The organism is Acinetobacter sp. 809848 (assembly GCF_000581275.1).
Classification (GTDB): Bacteria; Pseudomonadota; Gammaproteobacteria; order Pseudomonadales; family Moraxellaceae; genus Acinetobacter; species Acinetobacter pittii.
Window position 1 is genome coordinate 14,199 of sequence record NZ_JEXG01000010.1, and the last position, 17,523, is coordinate 31,721.

The 17,523-nt window shown below is 38.4% G+C and carries 17 protein-coding genes and 1 pseudogene; 16 read left to right on the forward strand and 2 right to left on the reverse strand.

Going from position 1 to position 17,523, the window contains the following annotated elements:
* Window positions 1-19 precede the first annotated feature (19 nt).
* The gene (locus tag J536_RS11715; RefSeq protein WP_032062969.1) at window positions 20-1,363 is read right to left on the reverse strand and encodes a PepSY-associated TM helix domain-containing protein; all 1,344 of its coding nucleotides are present in this window, start codon (window positions 1,361-1,363) and stop codon (window positions 20-22) included.
* 323 nt (window positions 1,364-1,686) lie between these two features.
* Here J536_RS11715 and J536_RS11720 point away from each other — a divergent pair, with 323 nt between their 5' ends.
* Genes J536_RS11720 through J536_RS11735 form a run of 4 tightly spaced genes read left to right on the forward strand, consistent with a single transcriptional unit; the run spans window position 1,687 to window position 4,968 of the window.
* The gene (locus J536_RS11720; RefSeq protein WP_032062970.1) at window positions 1,687-2,706 is read left to right on the forward strand and encodes an ABC transporter substrate-binding protein; all 1,020 of its coding nucleotides are present in this window, start codon (window positions 1,687-1,689) and stop codon (window positions 2,704-2,706) included.
* Between the two features lie 2 nt (window positions 2,707-2,708).
* Window positions 2,709-3,719: a FecCD family ABC transporter permease gene (locus tag J536_RS11725; protein WP_081404125.1), complete on the forward strand. Its 1,011-nt coding sequence runs from the start codon at window positions 2,709-2,711 to the stop codon at window positions 3,717-3,719.
* Complete coding sequence (locus tag J536_RS11730) at window positions 3,716-4,480, forward strand: ABC transporter ATP-binding protein (protein ID WP_000614440.1); 765 nt, start codon at window positions 3,716-3,718, stop codon at window positions 4,478-4,480. Before J536_RS11725 ends, J536_RS11730 begins: the two co-directional genes overlap by 4 nt.
* Window positions 4,477-4,968, forward strand: coding sequence for a GNAT family N-acetyltransferase (locus J536_RS11735; protein WP_032062972.1), 492 nt, complete (start codon window positions 4,477-4,479; stop codon window positions 4,966-4,968). The genes J536_RS11730 and J536_RS11735 overlap by 4 nt, the downstream gene beginning before the upstream one ends.
* Here J536_RS11735 and J536_RS11740 read toward each other — a convergent pair.
* Window positions 4,963-5,751 carry an AraC family transcriptional regulator gene (locus J536_RS11740; protein ID WP_032062973.1) on the reverse strand — a complete coding sequence of 263 codons (789 nt, stop codon included), beginning with the start codon at window positions 5,749-5,751 and terminating at the stop codon, window positions 4,963-4,965. The two genes, J536_RS11735 and J536_RS11740, sit on opposite strands and share 6 nt — an antisense overlap.
* Window positions 5,752-5,849: 98 nt before the next feature.
* Here J536_RS11740 and J536_RS11745 point away from each other — a divergent pair, with 98 nt between their 5' ends.
* The 12 genes and pseudogenes from J536_RS11745 to J536_RS11790 all read left to right on the forward strand — a co-directional run bounded on the left by J536_RS11745 (window position 5,850) and on the right by J536_RS11790 (window position 17,512).
* Window positions 5,850-6,659: a sulfite exporter TauE/SafE family protein gene (locus J536_RS11745; RefSeq protein WP_032062974.1), complete on the forward strand. Its 810-nt coding sequence runs from the start codon at window positions 5,850-5,852 to the stop codon at window positions 6,657-6,659.
* Window positions 6,660-6,840: 181 nt separating this feature from the next.
* A complete protein-coding gene (locus J536_RS11750; RefSeq protein ID WP_032062975.1) occupies window positions 6,841-7,725 on the forward strand; it encodes a phosphoribosyltransferase family protein in 885 nt (294 codons plus the stop codon).
* An 11-nt stretch (window positions 7,726-7,736) separates the two neighbouring features.
* Window positions 7,737-9,230, forward strand: a complete 1,494-nt coding sequence (locus J536_RS11755; protein ID WP_032062976.1) for a nicotinate phosphoribosyltransferase — start codon at window positions 7,737-7,739, stop codon at window positions 9,228-9,230.
* Window positions 9,231-9,290: 60 nt separating this feature from the next.
* Window positions 9,291-10,058 carry an NUDIX domain-containing protein gene (locus J536_RS11760; protein WP_032062977.1) on the forward strand — a complete coding sequence of 256 codons (768 nt, stop codon included), beginning with the start codon at window positions 9,291-9,293 and terminating at the stop codon, window positions 10,056-10,058.
* Window positions 10,059-10,130: 72 nt separating this feature from the next.
* Window positions 10,131-11,525 carry a methylenetetrahydrofolate reductase C-terminal domain-containing protein gene (locus J536_RS11765; RefSeq protein ID WP_032062978.1) on the forward strand — a complete coding sequence of 465 codons (1,395 nt, stop codon included), beginning with the start codon at window positions 10,131-10,133 and terminating at the stop codon, window positions 11,523-11,525.
* Window positions 11,526-11,693: 168 nt separating this feature from the next.
* Complete coding sequence (locus J536_RS26420; RefSeq protein ID WP_013197824.1) at window positions 11,694-11,816, forward strand: hypothetical protein; 123 nt, start codon at window positions 11,694-11,696, stop codon at window positions 11,814-11,816.
* Window positions 11,817-12,193: 377 nt separating this feature from the next.
* Window positions 12,194-12,655, forward strand: a complete 462-nt coding sequence (locus J536_RS11770; protein WP_032062979.1) for a hypothetical protein — start codon at window positions 12,194-12,196, stop codon at window positions 12,653-12,655.
* Between the two features lie 122 nt (window positions 12,656-12,777).
* Window positions 12,778-13,113, forward strand: coding sequence for a hypothetical protein (locus J536_RS11775; RefSeq protein ID WP_032062980.1), 336 nt, complete (start codon window positions 12,778-12,780; stop codon window positions 13,111-13,113).
* Window positions 13,114-13,118: 5 nt separating this feature from the next.
* Window positions 13,119-13,367: pseudogene (locus J536_RS26150) on the forward strand (J517_1871 family lipoprotein); the annotation flags it as partial.
* A gap of 122 nt (window positions 13,368-13,489) precedes the next feature.
* Window positions 13,490-14,209 (forward strand): response regulator transcription factor, encoded by a 720-nt coding sequence (locus tag J536_RS11780; protein ID WP_032062981.1) that lies wholly within the window; start codon window positions 13,490-13,492, stop codon window positions 14,207-14,209.
* 92 nt (window positions 14,210-14,301) lie between these two features.
* On the forward strand, window positions 14,302-15,762 hold the full coding sequence (gene iaaH, locus J536_RS11785; RefSeq protein ID WP_032062982.1) for an indoleacetamide hydrolase: 1,461 nt from the start codon (window positions 14,302-14,304) through the stop codon (window positions 15,760-15,762).
* 688 nt (window positions 15,763-16,450) lie between these two features.
* Window positions 16,451-17,512: an HlyD family secretion protein gene (locus J536_RS11790; protein ID WP_032062983.1), complete on the forward strand. Its 1,062-nt coding sequence runs from the start codon at window positions 16,451-16,453 to the stop codon at window positions 17,510-17,512.
* Window positions 17,513-17,523 lie beyond the last annotated feature (11 nt).

Below are 17,523 nucleotides of genomic sequence, written 5' to 3' on the forward strand. Positions count from 1 at the left end.
GTGAGAACGAATACGGGTGTTATGATTTAGACGGGATGTATTTACGCATAGTAAAGATAAACAGCGTAAATAAAATACTAAAACCAAAAACAGGTAAGCTGAGACCTAACACGAGTCCCCCCAATATTAACGATGTTTTTTGTGAGCCAGTTGCGCGGTTCCAAATTAATAGGCTTTGACCAACGAAGTGAGTTGTCATGAGTTTTAAATTCGAGTTTTTAAACGCAGCCCTATATGCATAAATAATCATAATACACAGTAGAAAGGCATAAAGTGCCAGTACCAATTGATTTATCCAGCCAAATAAAACCCCAATATGCGCATCAACTCCCCAACGAGTGAGTTTTGCCACTAACGAGTAGTCTTTAAACGCAAGTTGATCGATGACTTTGTGTTGTTCCATATCAATGGCGATACTGTCTGCTTGAGTTGGCCATTTACGCTGAATTTCGGCTACAGTCCAAGCTTGATTTCCACTAGTCGGTGGTTTGATTTGTATCTGTGCTGCATCAATACCATGTGCTCTGGCGATTGAAAGAGCAGTATCGTACTCACTTGAGACAATATTTAAATTAAGATTTTCACTATGAGGCATTTCGTGATGTTCATGGTGCATCACTGTAGGTAAATTATCTGTTTGAAGGGAAGTTGCTAATGTTGGTGTTTGCCAGTTAAACCACTGACGAGCAACTCGAATATTATCTCCAGCCCACTCAGACCATGTAAGACCCGTAATGGCAATTAATAATAAAAGTGGAAATAAAGTTAAACCCAACGTGCTATGCCATCTTAATAATCTATTTTTTTGTGTTTGCCTGATTTTAAGATTTTGACGGCGCTTCCACCAATTATAAAGTCCGGTTAAAATCAAAATTGCTAACCAGCTTGCAGCAAGTTCACTATAAAAACGCCCCCATTTTCCTAGTAATAAATTGCTATGTAACTGGTCGAGCGTAGTTCGAAATGGCAGAACCCCACTGGTACCATAAACCGCTAGATGGCCTTTGGTTTTAAGTGTAAAAGGATCAATAAAAACGGCTTCACTTGTAAAATCGTGGATAGGGTCTGAAAAAATTACACGAGTTGTTTGATCAGTGCTTGGGGCTGGTCTAACTTCAATCACCTGTGCAGACTTAGGCATTACTTGCTTTGCAGCTTCAATTTGCTGGCTCAGCTTATGTGGTGTTTGATTCAGTTGCTCAACGTACAGAACATCTTTATACATAGATTGTTCGAGTTGTGGCGTAATGGCATAGAGTAAACCAGTGATTGCTGCGAACAAGATAAATGGTGCAATAAAAATACCGGCATAAATATGAATTAAGCGGTAAAGACTACGCCAGAAAGATGATTGGGTCAGCATCGGAAGATAATGTCTATCAGATTTTGGGCTGGATTATAACGAGTTATTTATTTTAATGTTGATTGAGTGGTAACCACTATTAAATTATTTGATTAGCTCTGATATACACTTTTTGGCCTAGTAATTAAATAGTTTTTATTACTTGGTAAATTTGGCGTTTTTTTTGCTTACTCTTTAATATCTTAGCTATTACATTTAATTTGACCGCTGTATTAACCATGATTCAAACCGTCTTGCTCACTTATGGTGTTTTTTCATATGAAAAATGCACCAAATAGGCACATCTTCTTATTATGCACTGTATTTGTGCAAGGTATGCCGTAATGAAGTTATTCACTTCATTACTCACTTTACTCATTCTATGTGGATGTTCTTCATCTGAACAAAGTGGTAAAGCGCAAGAAAAGTTAGCAGCCCATTCGATATGTGTCTTTGATAGTACAAATACAAAAGTCTGTGTAGCCAAACCCGCCCAAAGAATTGTTTCTTTGTTTGAGTCGGGTTTAGATGGCCTCTATATGTTAGGGCAAGGCCACAAAGTGATTGGCATCCCGGCCGAAGTATACATCCAACCTTTATTGTTTAATGCCTATTCAAAAATAGATAAGCGTATTGCCAATAAGCAGCTTGCGACGCCTTCACAAGGGGCAAATGCAACCAATATTGAAAGTCTTGTGTTGTTAAAACCTGATCTAGTAATTGTAGGGAGCGGGCAGACTCAAACAATTGAGCTGTTACGGCAGTTTGGCATTGCTGTATATGTCATGGAGTCCAGTACTTACCAGCAAGTGAAAGAAGAACTTTCTGAAATTGCTATTCTGAGCGGCGCCCAAAAGCGAGCTCAGCAAATTTTAAATTTCTCTGATGAAATTGTGGCGGAGGTTGCAGCCAAAACGGCACGTCAGCCAAATAAACAATCTATTTACTATGCTTGGTCTGGTGGCCGAATTTTTTCTACCTCGGGACGTCAGTCGATTACCAATGACTTTATTGAGCTGGCGGGTGCTTACAACATTGTTCAGACCAATACGAATCAACCCAATGTAAATCCCGAGACTTTAATTGAATGGAACCCCGACAATATTGTGCTTTGGAATACCAACCCCCAACTAATTTATGAACGAAAAGAATTACAGGGTTTAAGCGCTGTGCAAAACCGAAAGGTATTTAATTTGAGTCCTGCATTTATATATAACCCACACACCATCAAAATTATTATTACGGCGATTTATTTGAATCATAGTATTTATCCCGAAAACTCCGATTTACCTGTAAGTGCTTTACAACAGCGCATTTTAACTAAGTTGTATGGTGAGCACCTTGCAAAAACGTTGGTGCAATAAATATGGAAAAACTGAAATATTATTGGTTTTACCCTTTACCTTTCCTCATGATTTTTATCTCGCTGCTTATTGGGCCAACTCAGACCTTGAGTGCATGGGACTATACGCTGTGGGGTGTACAAGCAGTTTTTGGTACACCTTATTTTGATGCAGAACAATTTAGGCTGATGCAAAACATTCTGGTAAATGTCAGATTACCCAGAATTTTACTGACCTTTATGGTGGGAGCTGCATTAGCAACCGCAGGTAATGGCTTGCAGGCCTTGTTTCGTAATCCATTGGTCGATTCTTATGTGCTTGGTATTTCATCTGGTGCGGCGTTTGGTGCAGCTTTAGCACTTTCTTTAAGTTGGCTTTCGCCAAATCTATCCGCCTTTGTTTTTGGCGTTTGTGCTGTTGGCTTAACGTATCTATTTGCACATCAAAAACATGAAAGCCAGACGTCTTTAGTGATGGTAATTTTATCGGGCATGATTGTTTCGGGGCTGTTTTTGGCAGGTCTTACGGTTATTCAATACCTAAGCGATCCATTTAAACTGCAAGCCATTGTGCAATGGACCATGGGCAACTTACATCAGGCGTCTTGGCAAAAGGTCCAATATGCCGTGCTACCGATCTGTATTGGCCTTGCCGGATTATTTGCTATGCGTTGGCGATTAAACTTAATGGCACTTGGTGCTGAAGAAGCGCAGGCTGTGGGTGTTAACCCAAGATGGGAACAACTGCTTTTAATTGCTCTAGTCACAGTATGTACGTCAACTTCTGTAGCCGCTGCAGGCATTATTAGTCTATATGGGCTCTTTATGCCGCATATTGTGAGAATGTTGGTTGGGCCAGATCACCGCTATAGTATTCCTGCCAATATGGTGTTGGGCGGTAGTTTTTTACTGTTGATTGATAACTTTTCTCGGGTTTTACTTACGTTTGAAATACCGATTGGTATTTTTACCATGCTACTTGGCGCGCCATTTTTCTTATTATTAATGAAAACTCAGAGGACTCATTGGGCATGATTCAAATTGATCAGTTAAATTATGCCTATGGGCATAAACAGGTTCTTAAAAATATTCATCTGGAGTTTCCTGAAAATCAGTTTTCCGTCATTTTAGGACGTAATGGCTGCGGAAAATCGACACTTTTTAAGCTGATGGCGGGTCTAGAACCCGTAAAAGATGGATTAATCCGTTACTCTGGAAAACCATTATCGGACTTTAAAGGTAAAGATCGGGCTGCATTGCTCGGCTTTTTACCGCAGTTTCATAAAACCGTATTTCCATTTCTGGTTAAAGATGTAGTGATTACAGGGCGTGCCGCTTTCAGCAGATATAGGCCTTCAAAGTCAGATTGGGAAAGAGTAGACCAAGCTTTGCTTGATTTAGACATCGAGCATTTGCGTGACCGTCCTTATACCGAGTTATCGGGTGGCGAAAGACAATTGGTCATGATTGCCCGTATTTTAGTGCAAGCCCCAAAAGTCATTTTGCTCGATGAGCCAACCAATCATCTCGATGTTTATTACCAGTCTTATTTAATGAAAAAGTTGCGTCAGTTATCGCGGCAAAATTTTACGGTGATTGCGATTATGCATGATCCCAATTTAGCTTTTTTATTTGCAGATCATCTGTTTTTTATGCGCCAACACGAAGTGGTTAAGCCTGAGTCAAAAACACGAATAACTGATCCAAAGTTTTTAAAAAGTGTCTACGATGTTGAGTTTCATGAAGCCATGATTCAAGACAAAACGATTGTGATACCTGATCATTCTTGGCTATGAATATGTTGAATTATCAAGTAGTGGGCAAAGTAGACTATGAGTCTGCGGTAGAGTTTGCACTTTATACAAGACAGTTGTTATTCCCAGAAATCTATCATGGGCAAGTTCCCAAAGATTTACAAAATTTTGAGCAACATTATGTCCATGACCCATTGGGCTGCTTTATTACGGTAAAAGATCAAAACCGCATTATTGGCACCATTGCATATCGAGCTTATGACCATCGTTTTGATTTAAATTTGCCGATTAATACGGTTGAGGTCGTTAAGTTATTTGTATTGCCTGAATACCGACGTAAGGGCATCGCGACCCAGCTATGTGACATATTGTTTAGCCATGCCAAAAACCATGCTATTACTAGTTTGTATTTGCATACCCATCCATTTTTGCCAGCGGCTGAAGAATTTTGGCGGCTCCAAGGCTTTGATTTGATTAAACGTGAGTGGATTGAGACCTATGACACCATTCACATGAGTAAATCTTTATAGTGCTTTATCATGCGCATGAAATCTTTTTTGAAAATGGGTAGGCGGATAACCCATAATTTTACTGAACATTGCGGTAAAAGCTGCCGAGTGTTCATAGCCCAAGCTAAAAGCAATTTCAGTAATTGAGATATTTGCTTTTAACGCATTTAAAGCATAGATGATGCAGACTCGATTACGCCAAGCCTGAAAGGACATGCCAGTTTCAGACTTAAACCAGCGGTGAAAAGTCCGTTCACTTTTATTGTGTTCATGTGCCCAATCTTTAGGACTACTATGAATATCAGGATGCTGCATAAACTCGGCACATTGTTTAGATAGTAAGGTGTTGTGAGGCAATGGAATAAATAGAGGTAGGGCTAGTGCAGCTTCTAACTCATATAACAATAAATCGATAAGAGCGCCGTCACGTCCTGAATGCTGGTAGTCAACAGGTAGCTGATTAGCCTGAATGAGCAGTTGATGAAGTAACGGTGATACTTGTACGACTTCGCAGTAGTTTGCCTGTCTTGGGGCATTACTCACTTCTATATACAAACTATAAGTACTGACTTTAGATAGCCATACCCGATGTGGTTTGCCAGCGGGTATCCATACACCGCTGTACGGTAACACGAGCCACTGTCCATCTTCAGTTTCAACTTTCATCAAGCCTTCGGGTGCATATAAGAACTGGGCACGACGATGGCTATGCGTATCTAATAAGGTATCAGCTGGATAGTCTGATCCTAATGCTAGAACTGCTTGTGGTAGATGGTCTACGTCGTTAACTGGAATATTACGCATATTTTTTTGGCTTAAACAAATAAAAAGATGGCTTTTCTACGTTAGTTTGCCATAGAGCTATTTTATATCATGCCTCTATAAACGTGAGGAAGATAACGATGCTATATGAGCTATTTTTATTTGGACTACTTTCGGGAGTCACCACTTGGTTATTTGGCTTTGGCGGTGGTTTTGTTGCTGTGCCTTTGCTTTACACCGTCATTCTTCAAAAGTGGAGCAACGAAAGTAATGTCGGCATACATGCCATGCAAATCGCCGTAGCCACATCTGCATTTGTCATGTTGTGCTCGGCAAGTTTTGCAACCTTTCGGCACTATCGGTCTGGACATATAGATTGGCAAAAGATCCGTTTTTTATGGGGTGGGATCGCACTGGGTGGAGTTGTCGGTGCGGTAATGGCTTCATTGTTTAATGGAAACTGGCTTCGCTGGATATTTATGGGTTATGTGTTCATAACCATTATAGATTGTTATTACCGACCAGGGTTTATGGTGGCATCAGCGCAAAAGCAAAACTATACTCAAAACAGTGAACTCATTAAAGGTGGAATTATTGGCTGGGTTGCAGCACTTTTAGGTGTTGGAGGAAGCGTAATGACAGTTCCTTTATTACGGCGGCGGGGTAGTTCTATGGCAGAGGCCGCGGCTATGGCAAATATTCTCACCTTACCTTTGTCTTTAACCGCAACGCTTACCTATTGTTTATTGTCACTTTGGCAATCTGAATGGACCCCCAACGGATTCATTGGTCTGATCTGGTTTGAAGCTGCATTATTCTTGGTTGTGGGAACATGGATCGGGCTATATTTTTCAGAAAAATTTATTTCAAAACTACCGGATTTATGGCGAGCAAAATTATATCCGCTACTTTTAATCATGGTTCTACTTGTAATGATTTTTGTAAATTAAATATTTATTTTAACAACTTAAATAATGAATTTAATTAAAAACTGAATATCTGATCGCTCTAAAACTGCAAATTTTATGTCTTAAAGGACTTTGAAAAAAGTTTAAAAATTAGACTTGCAATATATAGTGGCTTTGTGCCACTATATATTCATCGAAGGTCATCAGACAAAAAGAGGATGATATGGCTATCCAGCTTTTAGATGCGGCAAGAAATGCAATTCCAGTGAAATTCACGCAGTTTTCTGGTGGCGAGCGTCATGTTCAAATTGATGAGAAAACATTGAATTCACTATCTGGCAAGGTATTGATCCGTGCAAAGATGGCCTCAAGTCACGATGTGATGGACTATTTGTTACTTGAAAATATATTGCTGACTCAGGGTTTAACCATTGACCTAGAAGTTCCATATTTTCCATATGCACGTCAGGACCGTATTTGTGCAGTAGGCCAAGCGTTCTCGCTTGATGTGATGACGAAGTTACTCAACATCAATGCAGAAAAAAAAGCGGGCAAACAAGGCAAGATCACTGTTTGGGACTGTCATAGTGAAGTAACGGCAGCCTTACTCGCTGCCAATACTTCTTTTAGCGAAGTTGTAAACATCAGTTCAGTCGACATCATCGCAAAGAGTGAAGCGCTAAGCACATTGTTAAAAGATGAAAAAACAGTGCTGGTTTGCCCAGACAAAGGCGCAAAAGCGCGTACACAAATGGTTGCAGATGCTTTTAATCGCGAGCGCAAACAACCCATCACTATTGTTCAGTGTGATAAAAAACGTGACCCAGTGACTGGCAAAATTTTAGGTACACATGTACATGCAACGGATTTATCAGGCCTAACAGCGGTCATTACCGATGACATTTGTGATGGCGGTGCAACCTTTATTGGTATTGCTAAAGAACTCCGTCGCCTCAATTGCCATAAGGTCGTTCTATATGTGACCCACGGTATTTTTAGTAAAGGTATAGAGGTTTTTGATGGACTGCTAGATCAACTATTTACCTCAGACAGCTTTCCACAACAACCATCAGACAAAATTTCAGTAATTGCTTTTGCAGCAAAATAAAGAGAACAAAGATGACGATTAAACTTAATCCATTAAACGCTATCGATTTTTATAAAGCTGATCACAGACGTCAGTATCCAGCAGGTACGGAGTACGTGTATGCCAACTTTACGCCGCGTTCATCTCGACTCGCTAAAATGTTGCCTGACTTTGACGATAAAGTGGTGTTCTTTGGTCTTCAGGGTTTTATCAAACACTTTTTAATCGATACATGGAATGAAGGCTTTTTCAAACAACCTAAAGACAAGGTAGTGGCAGCATATAAACGCCGTATGGATAGTTCGTTAGGTGAAGGCGCAGTACCAGTCGATCATATTGAAGCTTTACACGATTTGGGTTATTTACCATTACGCATTAAAGCTTTGCCAGAGGGTAGCCGCGTCAATATGCGTGTACCTGTGCTTACCGTAATTAATACCGACCCGCGTTTCTTTTGGTTAACGAACTATATTGAAACGGTGTTAAGTGCTGAACTTTGGAAAAGCTGTACTACGGCCACAATTGCCTATGAATACAAACGTTTATTAGCACAATATGCCGTAAAAACTGGCGCACCACTCGATTTTGTACCTGTACAAGGACACGATTTTAGTAGCCGTGGTATGAGTGGAATTTATGATGCTGCACAATCTGGCGTTGGCCACTTAACCAGTTTTATTGGAACAGACTCGGTTGCTTCAATTGACTATGCAGAAGAATATTACAATGCCACAGGGGTGATTGGGGTATCTGTACCAGCGACCGAACACAGTGTGATGTGTATGGGCACAGAAGACAGTGAGCTAGAAACATTTAAGCGTTTAATTTGCGAACTTTATCCGTCGGGTGTTGTCAGTGTCGTGTCTGATACTTGGGACTTTTGGCGAGTGATTACCGAGTTTACGGTGGCTTTAAAACCTGAAATTTTGGCAAGACAACCGAATGCTTTAGGTTTAGCTAAATTGGTTTTCCGTCCTGACTCTGGTGACCCTGTCAAAATTATTTGTGGTGACCCAGATGCCGAAGTCGGCAGCCCAGCTTACAAAGGCGCGGTTGAATGTTTATGGGAAGTATTTGGTGGTACAACGACAGACCAAGGCTATAAAGTACTGAATGAACGTGTCGGTTTAATTTATGGTGACTCGATTACTCTAGAGCGTGCGCAGCGAATTTTAGAAGGGTTAGAAACCAAAGGTTTTGCTTCAAACAACTTGGTGTTTGGGATTGGCAGTTTTACCTATAACTACTTAACTCGCGATACTTTTGGATTTGCTGTGAAAGCGACTTGGGGACAAGTGAATGGGGTAGGCCGTGAGTTGTTTAAAGACCCAATTACTGACTCAGGTGTAAAAAAATCTGCGAAAGGTCTTTTACGCATCGAAGAAAGTGAAAATGGTTTTACCTTGTTTGATGAGCAAACAGTCGAACAAGAACAAGGTGGAGCACTTAAAACAGTCTTTGAAAATGGTAAACTTCAATATGAGTGTACTTTGGATCAAATACGTGAGAGTTTATCCATCGCATAACTGAGTTTAGATGAGCCGTTGCATGAATATCGGCTCATCATTTTCATTGAGAGACTGAACGTGACTATTCAAACTGAACAAGAATTCCTTGCCAGTTATGATCGCCGAGATTATGACGCACCTTTACTCACGGTCGATATGGCTATTTTCTCGGTATGTAATGGTCAGTTGCAGGTATTACTCATTAAGCGGCCCAACTTTCCAGCCAAAGACCAATGGGCTTTACCCGGCGGTTTTGCCGATTTAACCCAGGACCAAGACTTGATGGCCACGGCTTATCGTAAGCTAGTGGAAAAAACAGGAATTAGTTCACCTTATTTGGAACAAGTTGCCTCTGTGGGTAATGCCAAACGTGACCCGCGTGGTTGGGCCGTAACCATTTTGTATTTTGCCTTAATCGATTTTAATGCATATCAACATCAAGCATTAGCTGAATACAGCGAATGGGTGCCTGTAGCAAAAGCACAAGATTTCGCATTGGCGTTTGATCATAATGAATTGCTTAACTTGGCATTAGAGCGTTTAACCAATAAAACTCGCTATACCGCTTTGCCAGCTAGTCTCATGCCCGAGTTATTTACACTGACCGAGCTACAGACTATTTATGAAATTATTCTTGGGCAATCCTTAGATAAAAAAGCGTTTAGACGCCGTATGATAGAAGCAGGTGCAGTTGAAGAAACCAACCACAGTAAAATTGTAGGCAAACGACCAGCTCAGCTTTACCGCTATGCACTCGATTCTTTCGATTTTATATTCCCACGTTCACTCGAATTACCTAGAAATAAAGAGGGTGAAGATAAGCAAAACAATGAGCTTTCTGACTAGCGCATCTTGATGCACTTTGATTTATAATGCCGCGCTTATGATTGATGTCATGTTTTGATAAGCGCTTTGCCTATGTCACACGTTTCTCCCTGCTTCCAGCAAAACCAGTTTTTTGTGTTGGTGGAGTACCTCACTTCACTACATGAAATTTATCCTGTAAGACATGAGTTTGCAGGGTATCCGGCTGCAATGACATTGGCAGATCGCGTACATTCAGATCATGATATTGCGCCGCTTGAGGCCAGCAAAAGTTACCCTGAATCAATCGATAAAGTCTTACACTTTTCAGGTAAGGCCCGAGACATACAAGACTTTGAGCATTTTTTAGAGCAAGCTCAAACAGCCAATATTCAAAACTTGTTATTGCTTACAGGCGATAAACTCAAAGAACACCATAATGGTCGAGATGGACAGCCTCGTAGTCGTTACTTAGAGTCTGTAAACACCGTAATGGCTGCCAAGCAACATGGCGGGTTTCGTATTGGGGTTGCTTTTAATCCATTTAAATATGTCGAAGCTGAGCGTGATGCACAGTATTTAAAACTGCATAAGAAAATTAAAGCAGGTGCAGACTTTATCATTACGCAATTGGGCTATGACATTGAAGCCTTAAAACAAGTCAAATCATTTTTAACCAAGAACAATTATTCGCAGCAAATACTGGCTTGTGTGATGCCTCTGACTTTGGGCCGAGCCAATTTTATGGTGAAGCATAAAGTCGCGGGTATTGTGATTACTCCACACATGTTAAAAGTATTGGCAGATGAAAAACAGGCAGGGCATACAGACCGCGTTTATTTACGCTGTGCTTTACAGATTTTGATATGTAAACACTTAGGATTTGCAGGAATTCATTTATCTGCTTGCCATAAGCCAGAAGAGCAAATGCTGCTTGAAAGCTACATTGAGCAATACAGACATCTGGAGCTTAAAGTTTTAGAAGAGCTTTGGAATTCACTTTGGCAAGTCACGACAGGCAAAGAGTTTTCGCCTGAAATTGCTCGGTTTTCGCGTCAGCCAACCTCTAAACAATTAATTAAATATCGCCAGCTACATGTTATGCATGAAGCAATGTTTGGATCAAAAATCGCTAAAGGTGTCGGACGTTTTATTTTTAAAGCGACATTTTGGGAAAATACTTTGGTTGCCAAACTCCTACTTAAAACAGAAGTGCTGAGTAAACATAGCTTAGTGGGCTGTGAAAGCTGTGGTCAGTGCCGTTTAGGCGACACTTTATATATTTGCCCTGAAACATGTCCAAAAGGTTTAGCCAATGGGCCTTGTGGCGGTACAACTTTAGACCGCTGTGAATTTGGTGACCGTGAATGTATTCACTCAGTAAAAGCAAGACTTGCCAAAGCGGTTGAACAAACCGAAATATTAAAAGAAAAACTGATTCCAACTGTGCCTATTGAAACCAGAGGAACCAGTTCTTGGAAAAACTGGTATTTAGCGACTGAGGCTTAAGTTTTGTATTAACCGTTGATTTGATCTTGCTAAAAAAATCAAATGATAGGCTAAAGCACGGCAATAATTTAAAAATAACAATTGTTTGCCTTAATTATGTCCAATCAAAATGGCTATCGAGGAGTATACTTAAAGCAAATCTTTTGCGTTAAAGGAAAGGCTGTTTCAATGAAAAAATTGGTTGCTGTACTTGCTGTAATTGTTGTTTTAACTGGATGCGTTTACGACCCTGTTAATTACGACAAAATACACGACCAAGAGTTCCAAGACCACCTCAGGCAAAACGGTTAGTAATAAAAAAGCCCACTCAATGAGTGGGTTTCATTTTTATTTTTAATTTACATTCTTCATTAGCGCTTTTATTGTTGAGAACGAACTCTCTCTTGCTGCAACTTGGGAAAAAGTTGGGGAAAATAATGCATCAGCATATTATTTTGATTCAGACTGATAGTTTTGGATGGGAATTAATCCAAGCAATATGCGAAGCACACTACGGTGTTTTTCTTGAGATGTATTCATTTCGAGTATTATTTAATAATAAGTGCTAGATTGGATGTTGATAATTCTTCTAGCGACTTTGATTAAAATAGAACCGCTAGAGATAGCAGTTTTATATTGAATCATAATTAATCACTTGTTAAATTACCCTTAAATAAGAGGGTGTTTAAGTGCTTAGACTTTTAATTGCTTTACTATTATTAGCTATTAGCCATAGTACGTTAGCAAATAATAATTTTGATGCAGATGGCAGACTTATAAAACTTGGGATTATTGGACAAGACTTTAAATATAGAGATCTTGATAAAGCAATTGAATTTTTTAAAATTGGAAATGAAGGAGCAAAAAGTACTTTTCCTTATAAAGCCAATGATTCTATTGAAATTATAGAAGGATCAACAAGTCCATTTTATACATCAATTACACTCAAGGTACTTGTGAAACCACCAATTGAAGATGAAAATGAAGTGATCGATTTTATTAAAACTGATGAAGGTATTCAGATTTGGTGCGATGGAGTATTTTATCCTAAATATATGAAAGTGAATAATCATCAATATGAACTATTTTATATAAATAAACTTGGGAAAAAAGAAAAGCTTATTTTGTTGAATAATGAAAAATGCAAATAGTACATTTCATGCTTTCAAATGAGTTAACTAATAGTCTTTATTAATAAAAATTACTACTTCAAAGGTGGTTTTTAACCTTCTGAACTGGTAAATTTTACTCATTAATAATGATGGGTAATTAAATGAATAAAGTAACTATATTTCTATTAATAATTGGAATGACAAAATCCGTATTTGCTGGAACAGTTCCAAGAATAACTGAGGAAGAGCATGAGAAAAAATGCATCCAAATTGCCCAATTGGCTCAGCTTTTCATGACAACAAGACAAAATGGAGCCCCAATTCTTGAAGCACTGGAAATTGTTGATAAAGCATTTAAAGAAAAAGAGGATAAAGACCTAATAAAAGATATAGTAAGAGATGCTTATACCCAGCCAACTTATACTGCTCCATCAATTAAAAAAGATCAGGTGAATGAATTCACTGCTAAACACTATTTAGCTTGCTCAGGTTATTAAAGCCCTCATTCGGTCTTGGATTATCAACAATAAAACTTGATAGAGATGGTTCTGGAATATTCTGCGAAGATACTGGTGGCCATGTGTTATTGAACAGAATTAAGTATTTCAATAATACTATTTATGTCAAAAATGGTATGACTTTATAAGTAAAGTGATTAGATAAAAACATATTAAAAGCTAGGATAACTCTGAGCGCTTCTAATTTAAATATGGTCTACAAGGCTGATAACGACCTTAAACAAGTGTCGTTATCTCATACTACCAAATCAAAAAATAGATATGTTATAGAAAAGGATGGGATTGGTATTAAGCTCAAAGGAAGCACTTAACCGATCTTCTTAAAATTCGATGGATTTCGTTAAATAGGTAGACGATGACCGTACTTTTTGAAAAGGATTTTAGCCCCTCTGAGTTTACATTGTTTTCTGAAATATTGTGGAAACTTGGTTCAGGCAAAGGGCAATACAATTTACGTGAAAATATCATTGCAGATATTACCATCTTGTTGCGGGCTGATTTTGCCGCGTCTTATATTTGGGATTCAACGCATAACTTATCGAAAGAAGGCGTAATATGGAAAATCGACCCAAAAGCGATGGAGGACTATGAGTGTGTTTGGCAATTTGATGATCCGATTACGGCACAGCTTCGCAAACGTCAAAAACCAACATTTGTAAATGAAGTCATGACTCTCGCAGACCTTAAAAAAACCAGCTATTACAATGAGTTTTTGAGAACCTATGGTTTGTATCACGGCATAAATATTTATTTTGTCCGAAATGGCATAGATATTGGCGATTTACGTATTTGGCGTGCAAAAGACGCTAATATGTTTGGTGAGCGTGAAAAAAGAATATTAAATCTGCTTGAACCTTATTTTACCCAAGCCTTACCACTAGATTTATCTACACAATATGGTCTGACTCCACGAGAACAAGAAATAGTTCGTTTGGTATCTAAGGGTTTAAGTGACAAACATGTGGCAAATTTACTTGGTATCAGCTTTACCACATTGAGAACTCATCTGAATAATTCTATTAGAAAAATAGGCTGCAATAATCGCACTGAAATGGCTTTACTCATTCAACATTAAAACAAAAACAATCCTCAATTTTAAGGATGCGAATGAATAAGCAATTTGTACTAAGTTCTTAAGATCACAACTTAAATGGATTTTAAGTCACCATGTCAAATGCAGTTGAAAAAAATAATTGGATTGAGTTACAGGGTTTAGCAAATGCTTCAGTTGATGTCATTACTCAATTGATTCATGAAAGAAAAATATCTTGTGAAGAGCTTGTGCATCATTACTTCGATTCTATTGAAAAACAGCAATCTTTAAATGCATTTATTAGCACAGATAAAGCTTCAGCAATTCAACAAGCTCAATATTGGGATAAATACCTGCTTAGTGGAAAATCATGTCCAGCTTTAATGGGTATTTTAATTGCGGTTAAAGATAATATTCATGTTGCAGGTTTCCCTAATAGTGCAGGTACGCCAGCTTTAGTTGATTTTAAGCCTCAAAGCTCCGCGCCGATTATTCAAAAACTTATTGATCACGGCGCGATTATTGTTGGTAAAACCAATATGCACGAATTGGCGTTTGGGGTAACAGGTTATAATATTGCTATGCATATTGAAGGCGTTGTCGGTACACGAAATGCCGTAAATCCATTGCATATTGCTGGTGGGTCTTCTTCAGGTAGTGCTGTGGCCGTAGCAGCGGGAATGGTCCCGATTTCGATTGGTACAGATACTGGTGCTTCAATTCGTTTGCCAAGTGCATTAAATGGTTGTGCCGGCTTTCGTCCCACGGTAGGACGATATTCCCAAGAAAGTATTACCCCAATTTCACATACTCGCGATACAGCTGGCCCTATTGCACACACCGTATCTGACATTATTTTAATTGATCAGCTTATTACTCAAGAACCAAAGAAAGAACCATTACAGCCTCATCAAATTCGGCTCGGTATTAATTCATATTTTTGGAATCATTTAGATGAAGACGTTCATAAACAGGCGTATATTGCACTTGAGCTTTTAAAAGATGCGGGAGTCGAAATTATTCCTGTCGATATGCCGAATTTAGAACAACTTAATCACGCTATTTCATTTCCTGTGGTCGTCTATGAAGGCAAATATGACCTTATTCAATATTTAAAACTTCATCATATAGACCTCACCTTAGAGACTGTAGTTGATCAAATCTCAAGCCCAGATGTTCAGGCAATTTTTAAACAGAATATTCTTCCCCAATTAATTCAAGATCAGACTGGGCAACTTGTTCCTGTTTTACCTTTTTATGAAAAGGCCATCAGTGAAGCGCGTCCTCAATTGCTTGAACTCTACCAAAACACATTTAAAGCGCATAACTTACATGCTTTATTATTGCCGACCTCACCGATTGTTGCGCCACTCGCAAACGAACAAGTCAGTTCAATTGAGAATTTCCAAACACTAATTCGAAATACAGACCCCGGCAGTAATATCGGATTACCAGGGCTGAGTTTACCCATTGGAAAGGGAGTGAAATCGAAACTACCAATTGGATTGGAAATCGATGGTTTACCTCATCAGGATAGTGAAATACTTGCGATTGGAGTAACTTTAGAAGAAATTTTTAGTGCTTTAAATCAGTAAAAAATAATCCGTAAATTCACTAATTCCTAAATAAAAAAGAGTTAAAAAATAACTCTTTTTTAACATTAATTTTGTTTTTTAATAATATTGGGGTTCTTAGGTGTATGTTGGGTTGGGGCTGGGGGATTCTATTTTATTTAATAATTAATCAAAAGTTGTCGGAATAGTCTTTTAATAAGCGCTTTTTTACTATTTTGACTAAGCCAGAATATTTATATTTTATCCTTCTATTAATATTATAAAATTTCTCTATAACTATTTAGCGGTTACATAGATCTTTAAATAATTCTACTTAATTAATACAAATAGAAAGTTAACCTTTAATATTAGTGAAATAAATCTCTTTATATGTAAGATTTTTTTAAATAACTCAAACTGTGGTAATTATTTGAATTTTAATGGTAATTTTTATATATTTGAGCTGTTTTCATAAGCAATTATTTGAAAAAATATAAAATTACATAATTTTTAAACATAGTTTATATAACTTGCTTTATTGACATAAATAGAAAAAATATCTGGCAAAGAGGTCAATGATATTTAATTCACTTAAGAACCATAATTTGCACCAAATTTTACGATGTCACGATTCATTGAATAAAACCAAGTGAAAAGTTACGTAAAAAAGAAATCAATAGTTTTATTGACTTAAATAAAAAATCGAATATTACAAATAAGCGGAATGAATATGGATAACGTAGCTCAGCTAGAAACTGATACTAATTTCCAAAGTCGAAAGAAAATAACTTGGGGTGTCTTTAGTGTCCTGTTATTATTTTTAGTTGCTGGTATTTTATATTATTTTTTTGTATATCGATTCTATCAATCTACGGATAATGCTTATGTGCAAGCCGATGTCACGTGGGTGATGCCAAAGATTTCAGGCGAAGTGATGGAGTTATTAATTAACGATAATCAGGTAGTAAAAAAAGGGGAAACTTTAGCAGTATTAGATCACCGCGATTATCAAGCTCGTTATGATCAAGCTCGTTCAGTAGTCAGCTTGAAAGAAGCTGCACTGGGTGTACAACAACAAAATGAAAAGTCTGCCAAGTCTTCAATTATTGAAGCTCATAGTGGCGTAGTGGCAGCACAAGCTGATTTAACTCGTTTAAGAAAAGAGTTTGAGCGTTATCAAGATTTATTAAAAGATGGGGTGATTACCCGACAAAACTTTGAAGGGGTTCAGTCTCAATATTTAACGGCGCAAGCTCAACTCAGCAAAGCGCAAGCCGCCGTAAATGCGGCAGAAGCTCAGTTGGGGAGTTTACAAGCGAGTCGAGCGCAGCTTCTAGCAGATATTCAAAGTGCCAATGCAAACTTAAACCTGTATCAGGTCGATTTGGCTTCATCAAAAGTGGTCAGTCCTGTAAACGGTAAGATCGGTAGCCTTGCAATCCAGAAAGGTTCACGTGTTTCTCCGCAAACCCGCTTAATGGCGATCATTCCTGAAAATAGTTTGTATGTACAAGCGAACTTCAAAGAAACCCAAATTGAAAAAATGCATATTGGTCAGAAAGTTAAATTAAAACTTGATGCCTACCCAAGCCTGACCTATACCGGAAAAATTGAAAGCTTTTCACCAGCTTCAGGCGCAACTTTTTCACTCATGCCACCAGACAATGCCACAGGCAACTTTAACAAGGTTGTTCAGCGTATTCCTGTGCGTATTGCCATAGATTCAAGCCCACATATTGATTTGATAAAACCTGGAATGTCGGTGAGTGCCACCGTTGACCTAAGAACTTAATAATAAAATTT